This is a genomic window from Frankia sp. CcWB3, from assembly GCF_977927595.1.
This window is the reverse complement of the sequence record NZ_CDWRCK010000203.1, coordinates 1-7,697: the sequence shown is the minus strand read 5'-3', so window position 1 is coordinate 7,697 and position 7,697 is coordinate 1. Positions and strand designations below refer to the sequence as shown.

General features: G+C 71.5%; 6 protein-coding genes. 1 reads left to right on the top strand and 5 read right to left on the bottom strand.

Translation table 11 applies throughout. The annotated features are described in order from the left end of the window. Window positions 1-77: 77 nt before the first annotated feature. From ACY5KJ_RS14985 to ACY5KJ_RS14965, 5 genes are all read right to left on the bottom strand, one after another. Window positions 78-1,520, bottom strand: coding sequence for a cell division protein PerM (locus ACY5KJ_RS14985; protein WP_462203623.1), 1,443 nt, complete (start codon window positions 1,518-1,520; stop codon window positions 78-80). A 20-nt stretch (window positions 1,521-1,540) separates the two neighbouring features. Then, complete coding sequence (locus ACY5KJ_RS14980) at window positions 1,541-2,362, bottom strand: hypothetical protein (protein WP_462203622.1); 822 nt, start codon at window positions 2,360-2,362, stop codon at window positions 1,541-1,543. A 186-nt stretch (window positions 2,363-2,548) separates the two neighbouring features. Beyond that, the gene (gene sucD / locus ACY5KJ_RS14975) at window positions 2,549-3,421 is read right to left on the bottom strand and encodes a succinate--CoA ligase subunit alpha (RefSeq protein ID WP_462203621.1); all 873 of its coding nucleotides are present in this window, start codon (window positions 3,419-3,421) and stop codon (window positions 2,549-2,551) included. Window positions 3,422-3,446: 25 nt separating this feature from the next. Then, entirely contained in the window at window positions 3,447-4,613 is a 1,167-nt protein-coding gene (gene sucC, locus ACY5KJ_RS14970; protein ID WP_462187517.1) for an ADP-forming succinate--CoA ligase subunit beta, read from the bottom strand. Window positions 4,614-5,031: 418 nt separating this feature from the next. Beyond that, window positions 5,032-6,480: a serine/threonine-protein kinase gene (locus ACY5KJ_RS14965; RefSeq protein ID WP_462187516.1), complete on the bottom strand. Its 1,449-nt coding sequence runs from the start codon at window positions 6,478-6,480 to the stop codon at window positions 5,032-5,034. Between the two features lie 236 nt (window positions 6,481-6,716). Between ACY5KJ_RS14965 and ACY5KJ_RS14960 the strand changes: the two genes are divergently transcribed. Further along, the coding region (locus ACY5KJ_RS14960; RefSeq protein WP_462203620.1) for a carboxyl transferase domain-containing protein at window positions 6,717-7,697 on the top strand (981 nt) is incomplete at its 3' end.

The window sequence follows — 7,697 nt, the reverse complement described above, 5'->3', positions numbered from 1 at the left end:
GGAAAGGTCCCCGCCGGGCGGGGAGCTGCGGGCCCACAGACCTCGAGGAGGCCGCGGCAGCGGGGCCGCGAGGCCGGTCAGGGGTGTCGTCGTGACAGCCGGGCTGACGACCATGAGCCGGACGGTTGCAGCCTGCGCCACCAGGAGGGCGCCGCCGCGTCGTCGGCGACGAACGGCCGCTCGGCCCGACGGGCCGCCAGGTCGATGCCGCCGATCAACAGGAGTCCGACAAGCGCGGTCTCCCCCCCGGCAATCAGGCCGCACAGCCATCCGGACGAGGGACCATAGTGGTTACCCTGACCCGTCACGGTCCCGACCTGTCCCATCGACACTTGGACCGCCAGACCCACGAGGACACCGCAGACCACCGCCCCGAGCAGGACGGTCAGGATGCGAGCCCGGGAGCGGCGTCCCAGGCTCGCCCGATGGACCATGACAGTAAGCACGACGCCGGCCACGACGGGCACCAGCGCCAGCACAAGCCACCCGGGCCTGGGTAACGCGCTCGGCGGAAGGGCCGTCAGCACCGGGAGGTCCGGCAGGTCGGCCGGGCGGACGACATCCGCCCGGACCAGACCCGGACCCGTTCGAAATCCTGGTCCGAGGGCGTAGGACAGACCCCAGAGGACCAGGTTGGGCAGCAGCGCAAGCTGGGTCGCCGTGAGCCCGAGACCCCCGAGCACGCCCACGTCGAGCGATCGCTCGGCGGCGGCGACCTCGGGCTCGGTCGCCGCGAGCACCAGCGCGACCCCGAACGCGGCGGCCGCCAGCAGCGCCATGAACGCCGCCGCGCCGGACAGCAGGGGGACGCGCAGCATCACGGGCAGCATCCGCCATGCCGTGCGCAGCCGATGGCGGCCGGCCAGCGCGCCGAGCAGGGCGGCCGGTATCCCGAACGCGACCGTCCCCAGCGCCGCAGAACCGGGGGTCGGCCGTACCGAGTGCGTGCGCACGATGAGCGCGACGACCACGACGAAGAGAGTCTGGGCGCCCACGACGCCGATGACGTCGCCTGCCACGGCCCGCCAAGGGACCCCGACGGCGCCATCCGACCGGCAGCGGCCCCCGCGGGAGTCCCCGAGGTCCGCCACCGAAGCGGCGGAGCGCCCTCCGCCGAGCCGGGCAGGCCGCAACCGCGACACCCGGTTCAGCGACACTCGGCCCAGGGGGGTCCGGTTGAGAACGGCATGCGACTGCAGCGGTGCCGCGCTCGCCCGCCGATGTGCCGCGCTCAGCGCCGCGGCCAGCGGAAAGAGGGCGAGGCCCAATGGCCGGAACGCGATGATCCCGTCAGGGAGCCGCAGCGTCGTTCCGTGAGCGGCAAGCCACAGATCGGCTCCGACGCGCAGAGCCGCGGCGGGTCCGGTGGAGGAGCCGGTGTCGGCTCCCCACACAACCAGAACGACGAATTCGATGAATATCAGGCCCGCAGCCGACGCGGCGACCGCCTCCGCCAGGGGCCGTCCGCCCCGCTGCCAGATCCGATCGGCAAGGCGTCGCGGCAGTCTGGGCGGCTGCATGGAGGCGGGCACGTATCGGATCAACGACCGGGAGGAGGCTCCTGCTGGCCGTAACCACCCGGCGGAGGCGGCTGCTGGCCATAACCTGGGGGCGACTGAGCCTGACCCTGCGACGGCTGCCCGTACCCGCCCGGCTGGGCCGGCTGCCCGTACCCGCCGGCGGGCGGCGCCCCATATCCGCCGACAGGCGGCTGACCGTAGCCCGTGGGCGGCTGACCGGGCGGCCCATAGCCCGGCGGCGGCCCGTACCCCGTGGGCGGCTGGCCGTAACCGGGCGTGGGCTGCTGGCCGTAGGGCTGACCGTAGGGCGGCTGCTGACCACCATACGGAGGCCAGGCGCCCGGCTGACCGGGCCCGGTGGGACGGGCACCCGGACGGCCGGGAATGGGCGCTCCGCTCGCCAGCGCCGTGAGCACACCGAAGACGGTCTGCACGATCGTCAGCAGCAAGGCGAGGTAGAACCCGAAACTCGGCCCGGCGTCCACCCCGCTCGGCACGTCGGGGAACCGGATCCATCTGATCAACAGCAGAAGGACGGCGAACGCCGAGACGGCCGGCAGTATCCACAGGATCGAGACCGGACCAACGTCCGGGATGCGGACGTTGGCGGCGACGCGCGCCGTCACCAGACCGGCGACCACGACCACCAGGAACACCGGGAACACCGGGAACCAGGAGTTGAACCCGAGCCCCCAGGCGTTTTTGTGAGCCTCCGCCGAGCGGCCGAAAAACCCCAGGCTCACCGAATACCACGGCAGGAAGCTCACGATGAACGTGACCGCCCCAGAGGCGACCACCCCGATGTCGTTGGTGGCGACGCTACGACCGCCGATCTGTGCCACGACGGCAACCCCACTTCGTCTGGTCGGTCGGTGCGGAGACGAGAGCCGTCGATGCACCGATGCAGAAGTCTTGCAGCCGTCGGAAGCGAAGGGAAGACGTCCGTCCCCGAAGCCCCGCGGCCAAGACCCCTACCTGTCCCGATGCCGAGCCCCCGCGGGACGCGGGGGCTCGGCATCGGGACAGGCCTACAACGACCGCATGATGTCAGCCATCAGCCGGGCGGTCTCCGACGGGGTCTTGCCAACCCGGACGCCGGCCTTCTCCAGGGCTTCTTTCTTGGCCTGCGCGGTACCGGACGAACCGGACACGATGGCGCCCGCGTGGCCCATCGTCTTGCCCTCCGGCGCGGTGAAGCCGGCCACGTAGCCGACGACCGGCTTGGTCACGTGCTCTTCGATGTGCGCCGCGGCCCGCTCCTCGGCGTCGCCGCCGATCTCACCGATCATCACGATCGCGTCGGTGTTCGGATCGGCCTGGAAGGCGTCGAGCGCGTCGATGTGCGTGGTGCCGATGACCGGGTCGCCACCGATGCCGACGCAGGTGGAGAAGCCGAACTCCCGCAGCTCGTACATCATCTGGTAGGTCAGCGTGCCGCTCTTGCTGACCAGGCCGATGCGCCCGCCGGGGGTGATGTCGGCCGGGATGATGCCGGCATTGGACAGACCGGGGCTCGCGATACCCGGGCAGTTCGGCCCGATGATCCGCGTCGTCGCCTTGTACTGGGAGTAGGCGAAGAACTCGGTCGTGTCGTGGATCGGCACGCCCTCGGTGATGACCACCGCGAGCGGGATCGCCGCGTCGATCGCCTCGATCGCCGCGTCCTTGGTGAACGCGGGCGGAACGAAGATCACCGAGGCGTTGGCGCCGGTCTGCGCCATCGCATCGGCGACGGAGCCGAACACCGGCACGCCCTCGACCTGCTGGCCCACCTTGCGCGCGTTCACGCCGGCGACGACGTTCGTGCCCGCGGCGAGCATGCGGCGGGTGTGCTTGCTGCCCTCCGAGCCGGTGATGCCCTGCACCACCACCCGGCTGTTCTCGTCAAGCCAGATAGCCATCGGTTCGCAATCCCCTTCGCCCAGGTCAGGCCGCGGCCGCGGCGAGCTCGGCGGCGAGCTTCGCCGCGCCGTCCATCGTGTCGACCGGCTTGACCACCGGCAGGTTCGCCTCGGCCAGGATGCGGCGGCCCTCCTCGGCGTTGTTGCCGTCGAGGCGCACCACCAGCGGGGTGCTGACGTCGCCGACGATCTTCAGGGCCTGCACGATGCCGTTGGCCACCGCGTCGCAGGAGGTGATGCCACCGAAGATGTTGACGAAGACGCTCTTGACCGCCGGGTCACCAAGGATGATCGACAGACCGTTTGCCATGACCTCGGCGGACGCGCCGCCGCCGATGTCGAGGAAGTTCGCCGGGCGCTTGCTGCCGAACTCCTCCCCGGCGTAGGTCACCACGTCGAGGGTGGACATGACCAGGCCGGCACCATTTCCGATGATCCCGACCTCACCCTCGAGCTTGACGTAGTTGAGGCCCTTCTCCTTGGCCTTCTGCTCCAGCGGGTCCACCGCGGCCACGTCGACGAACGCCTCGTGCTCCGGGTGGCGGAAGTCGGCGTTGTCGTCCAAGCTGACCTTGCCATCGAGGGCGACGACCCGACCGTCACCGGTGAGGATCAGCGGGTTGACTTCGACGAGGGTGGCGTCCGACTTGAGGAACACGGTCCAGAGCTTGGCCAGCAGCTCGCTCGCGCCGTCCAGAGCCGCCTCGGGCAGCTTCGCCGTGACCGCGATCTCGCGCGCCTTGGCCGCGTCGACTCCCCTGAGCGGGTCGATCGCGATCCGGGCCAGCGCCTCCGGCTTGGTCGCCGCCACCTCCTCGATCTCCATGCCGCCCTCCCGGGAGGCCATGGCGAGGAAGGTGCGGTTCGCCCGGTCCAGCAGGAAGGATGCGTAGTACTCCTCGGCGATGTTGCTGGCTTCCTCGACGAGCACCGAGTGGACTGTGTGGCCCTTGATGTCCATGCCGAGGATCGCTGTCGCCTTCGCGAAGGCGGCATCCGGCCCGTCGGCTACCTTGACGCCACCGGCCTTGCCCCGGCCTCCGGTCTTGACCTGCGCCTTGACGACGACCTTGCCACCGAGCTCGGTGGCGATCGCGCGGGCCTCCTCGGGGGTGGTCGCGGTCTTCCCGGTGGGCACCGGTACGCCATGTTCGGCGAACAGCTTCTTCGCCTGGTATTCGAAAAGATCCACGGTCCGTCCAGTCGGATGCGGTCGTTACGGGTTGGGATACGTAGAGCTGCACAGAACGCCTGCGAGCCTACTGACGAGGGCGTTACAGCGCGCGCCACGCGCTGTGCACCACACCGCCGTCGCCGGCGGCCCACGGGTGGGATCGAACGGGCCGATCCGGCGCATCCCTCGACCCGGTCCGGGGCCCCGGCAGGTCGATACAGGACAGATACAGGACAAATGAGTGTGGACACCCACCGCGCCGAGGGCGGCTTCCGCCCCACCGTCCTCAGAGCGCGGGTCCGCCGGGAGCCGCTGAGCGTGACCGACGGGACCTGCCCTACGCCGTCCCGTGTCCGACGTCACGAAAGTTAAGACCCTCATTATGTCGGAAATCACATGGAAGAAACACCGATCGTGGCCAGCCCCTCCGGACCAGTCAGACGAATTTCAGGATAACGACGATCAAGATCATCGCTAGTCCGATCCCGAGCCAACCCAGGCCGATACCGACGGCCGCCACCGTGGCGCCACGCTCATCCCGGCGGCGGATCCGAACCCGCGCGACCAGTCCCACTACGACAGCCGCGGCACTGCCAATCCCGAAGATCCAGAGTACCGCCAAGAGAACCGACAGCATCGCGCCGCTGTTCCAGTGCCGGCGCCGCGGCGCCTCGGCCCGCCGAGCGTCGGTCCACAGCCCGACCCGCAGCGCAGCCGGTCGACCCGCTGGCGGGAAGGCCGACGGATCGGGAGGACGCGCCGGTGGAGTCGGGTCGCTGGGGCGATAGGTCACCTCCGACCGTCCCGGATCGGACGCCACGTCCGCGGCGGCGGTCGCGCCCCGACGCTCCGCGGGCGCCTGATCCGCCCACTTCCCCGGGAAAACCGCTCCCGACGGTGGCGGGGAGACCGGTCGCGGGGAGACCGGTCGCGGCGGTGCCGCGGGGGGTAATAGCACGGCGGGCCGAAAGGCCGACGCGGGTGGCGGCGGTCCGACCGGCCACAGGCCAGGTGCCGGGCCCGGTCCCTGCACGTCCGGCGCCCAGCCACCGGACGGGTCGGCCTCGGTGACCCCACGCACCTCCCGGCCTACCAGCGCGGCCAGCAGCGAGGCGGCGTCCGGCCGCTCCCGCGGGGCCTTGGACAGCGCCCTCGCGACCAGGTTGAGCAGGTATCCGGGGAGCGCGTGGTGATCGGGAGAGTCCCGCTGTACCCGGACGGCAAGCAGGTCCGGCGTCTCGGCATGGAAGGGATGCCGCCCCGTCGCCGCGTACGTCATGCAGCTCGCCCAGGCAAAGACGTCCGCTGAGGCGTCCGACGGCTCGCCGCGCATCTGTTCCGGTGACATCCAGGCCAACGTGCCGATCACATGACCGGTGCGGGTCAGCGTGGCGCTGTCGGTCAGGTGCGCGATCCCGAAGTCGATCACCTTGGGCCCGTCCCAGGCCAGCAGGATGTTGGACGGCTTGAGATCACGATGGACGACACCGGCGGCGTGGATGGCGACCAGCGCGTCGGCGAGGCCGACGGCGAGACCCCGGACGAGGTGGTCCTCCAGCCGACCGCGGGCCCGGACAGCCTCGGCCAGGCTGGTCCCCTCGACGTACTCGGTGACCATCCACGGCGCCGCGGCCTCGGTGTCGGCGTCGAGCACGGCGGCCACCGCCGTGCCTCGCACGCGCAGCGCCGCCCGCACCTCACGTTCGAAGCGGCTGCGGAACTCCTCGTCCTCGGCGAGATCCTCGGCAGCGACCTTCACCGCAACGGGACGCCGATCCGGGGCGAAACCGAGATACACGGTCCCCATCCCGCCGGCACCGATCCGGTTCTGCAGACGGTACGGGCCGATTTGGCGAGGATCGTCCTCCATCAGCGGTGTGAGCATCGCTTCCCTCGCTGCACCGGTGCAGCAGGTTCGATCCGGGTTCCCACCCGCCCAGGGGGCTGTGGGTGAAAGAGTATGTCCCCGGCCGCCATCGGCCGAAGGCGCGGTGCGTCGCAGGCGTGCGGGCCCGCGAGCACCCGCCGGCCACCCGCCGGCGGGGAGTGCCCGTCCGTGTTCCACGACACCATGGCCGCGACGACGGGCATCCGGTCGGCCCCGGGCGCGAAAATGCAGGCGTGGACAGCGACACCCGGCCGGGCCAGGAGACGACCGCCGACTGGCGCGCCGCCCTGCTCGCAGGCATCACCCTGCGGCCCGCCACGGCCGCGGCCGTCAACCGACTGGGCTGGCCCGACTACGACGGTCGACCGGCTCTGCGCTGGGGCGAGGGCGCGGTGGCCGGCATCCCTGCCGTGGTCGCGGTCTGGGATTTCACGGTTTACGGGGGAAGCTTTGGCGAGCGGGACGCACATGGGTTCGCCGAGGCCGCCACCGCGGCCGCAGCCAGCCGCCGTCCCCTGGTGTCGTTCCTGCGCAGCGGTGGCACCCGCTTGCAGGAAGGGGTCGCCGGACTCGTCGGACTGCCCCGAGCCGCACTGGCGCTCGCCGCGCTGGACGCGGCGGGGGTCGGTCACATCGCCGTCGCGGACCAGCCCACCACCGGTGGTATCTGGGTGACGATCGGCTCCCGCGCGGACCTTCGGTGCGCGGTACGCGGGGCGACGGTCGGCTTCGCCGGGCCTCGGGTGGTCGCGGCGGTCACCGGCACCGCCCCGTCTCCGGGCAGCTACACCGCAGGCTCGGCGTACGCCGCCGGGCTGGTCGACGCGGCGGCGGCGCCCAGGGCGGTCCAGGCGTGGCTGCGGCGGGCCCTGACCGGCCTGGCGGGTCTACCAGATCGGGAGAGCCGGGCTGGTCCAGGTACCCGGACCAGCCCGGACGGCCAAACCACTCCGGGCGGATCGGGCGACCTGGCAGACGGAGGCGACCTGGCAGACGGATCGGACGGCGGCCCGTCACAAGCCGACGACGAGACCACCCTCCCCGTCCCGCCCGACGATCCGGACACCCGAACCGGGTCCGACGGACCTGCGCCGGGGGCTGAACACGTCGCCGCGCGCTCCGGGTGGGCGCAGGTGCGGGCGGCCAGGGACGGCATCCGACCGGACGGCATCGAGGTGCTGCAGACGCTGCTTCCCGACGGCGTCGACCTGGTC